This is a genomic window from Streptomyces sp. KR55 (assembly GCF_052245645.1).
GTDB classification, from domain to species: domain Bacteria; phylum Actinomycetota; class Actinomycetes; order Streptomycetales; family Streptomycetaceae; genus Streptomyces; species Streptomyces flavusporus.
Genome location: NZ_JBQQCE010000828.1, coordinates 1 through 2,145 on the forward strand (window position 1 = coordinate 1; position 2,145 = coordinate 2,145).

A 2,145-nucleotide genomic window follows, 5' to 3' on the forward strand; every position below is an offset into this window, starting at 1 on the left:
GCCTGGTACCGCGGCAACTCGCACGAGCGCATCCACGCCGTGGGCGGCAAACACCCCAACCCGTGGGGTCTTTACGACATGCTTGGCAACGTCTGGGACTGGTGCTGGGACGTCTACGACGCCGAGGTCTACGGCACCTACCGGGTGCTCCGTGGCGGTGGTTGGTTCGATGAGCACTGGAGTTGCCGGGCCTCTGCGCGGCGCCGCAGCCACCCGACATTCCAGGTCGACGACGTAGGGTTCCGCATCGCGCGCTCCATCGTGTGACGACCGGTTCCCGCGCGTCGTCGAACGCGACGTCCGCCGCCTCCGCCAACGGACGGCGCACCTCTCTCCCGCACACGGGACAACCACGCCACTTCGTAGGCCAGATCTCTGCCGGCCCCACCCGTTGAGAGTCAGTCGGCCTCGATGAAGCATCGAATGATCTGGTGGACCCGATCACCTGAGACATCAAGCGAATCGGACCCGTTCACTTGAGACGGGGACCAGATCGACAGAGACGGGACAGACGCAGCTGTCCCCTGTCACCGAACCTTGACCGGTTGCCATTGAACGTTGACCAACGGCCGGTTTGTGACAGCAAAGTTCAATTGCTGCCGGTCAGCGGCTCAGGCCCCGAGTGCCTGACTCTGCCGGGAATCTTGGAGTTTCGCGGTGCGACAACATGATCAGCGGGCATCCTCGGGCTGCTCCACAAGCCGATGTGGTTGCCGAGGTGTTCACTGTCGCTCCGTCCCGAACGGAGAGAGCAGCCGGGTGACGACTGTGCGTGGATCGGGCAGGGCGTTTGTGTCAGTGGCCGGTGGCAGGATCGCTGGTATGGACTTCGTTCGTACTACTCCGCCGCGGCCGGTCGACGTCGCCGCGGTCTTTCCTGAGTTGGCTCCGCTGGCGCGGGCGGCGATTCGGCTGCACCCTCGCGCCGGGTCGCCTTCGGTGTTCGAGAGTTCGGTCGGGGGGCCGTTGCTGTGGCCCGCTGAGGAGCCGTGGCCGCACTGCAACGGTTCGCACCCCGGCAGCGGCAGGTCCAAGTCACCGGCAGAAATACGGCTGGAGCGGCGCAGGCGGGCCCGGCTGCGCCGTGATCCCCACGGCCCTCACTACACGCCTGAGGAGGCGTCAATCAAGGAGCGGAACGACGCGGTGTTCATGGAGCGCCTCGACGCCGGCCCTCCGTGGCCCGCTGAAAGTCCGGTCCCCATGCTGCCCGTGGCCCAGCTGTATCTGCGCGACATACCCCTGTTGCGGCCGCCCGGACAGGCCGATCTGCTTCAGGTGCTGTGGTGCCCTTACGACCACGAACCGCATTACAAACCTTCGACCGCGCTGTTCTGGCGGTCCGCTGCCGAGGTCGTCGACGTCCTCGCCGTACCCCCCGAACCGTATGAGGCCGACTACGACGGCTATGTGCCGGAGCCGTGTCTGCTCGCGCCGGAGCAGATCACCGAGTATCCCAACTCCGCCGATTTGAGCGGAGAGTTGCGGAAACTGCTCAAGGACTGGAGCAGATGGCAGGCGGCTGACGTTGGCGTGGACAGCTCGTACGAGGACTACCCGGAAGAGTTCTATGACTGTGAGCTGGCCGATGCTCCCGGGTGGAAGGTCGGTGGCTGGCCCCCGTGGGGCCGCACCGACCCCTATATCCGCTTCTGCGCTGCCTGCGACGCTCAGATGGTCCCGCTGTTGACCATCGCCTCCTTCGAATGGGACGGCGGCACCCATGGTTGGGCCCCGTACGAGGATCAAGCCGCCGCGCTTTCCCCCAGCTACGTCGCCGGCGCGAATCCCGCGCAGCCGACCGCGGTCGAAGTCGGCAGCACCGACAACCTGCAGCTCTATGTCTGCCCGGCATCCCCAGACCATCCGCACACCGACCTGATTCAATGAGCCGGCGCTGAGAAGCCGGGAGCGGGACAGCCGGTGGCACGCCATCTCTGGGCTCGCGGCACCCTCGTTCCGACAGTCCTGCGCCACTGCGCCCTGGCGGACTGCCGCCCAGGTTCGACTACTGACCCCTCAGAGGGCATTTGGTTTAGGTAGATCGCCCCGTATGCCCTAGTAGGTGCCTCGCCAGGTGGGTGTGGTCTCGTCCGTTATGCGCTTGGCGAGGTTGTCGATCGAGGCGAGGTGGATCATGGCTTC

The 2,145-nt window shown here is 65.8% G+C and carries 2 protein-coding genes and 1 pseudogene; 2 read left to right on the forward strand and 1 reads right to left on the reverse strand.

The window, feature by feature from the left end; all coding sequences use genetic code 11:
• Positions 1–267, forward strand: a 267-nt coding sequence (locus tag ACTWQJ_RS50610) for a formylglycine-generating enzyme family protein (RefSeq protein WP_443313076.1), incomplete at its 5' end; no start/stop codon positions are given.
• A 555-nt stretch (positions 268–822) separates the two neighbouring features.
• On the forward strand, positions 823–1,890 hold the full coding sequence (locus tag ACTWQJ_RS50615) for a hypothetical protein (RefSeq protein WP_443313077.1): 1,068 nt from the start codon (positions 823–825) through the stop codon (positions 1,888–1,890).
• Between the two features lie 168 nt (positions 1,891–2,058).
• On the opposite strand, the pseudogene ACTWQJ_RS50620 reads toward ACTWQJ_RS50615, so the two are convergent.
• Positions 2,059–2,145: pseudogene (locus ACTWQJ_RS50620) on the reverse strand (IS5/IS1182 family transposase); the annotation flags it as partial.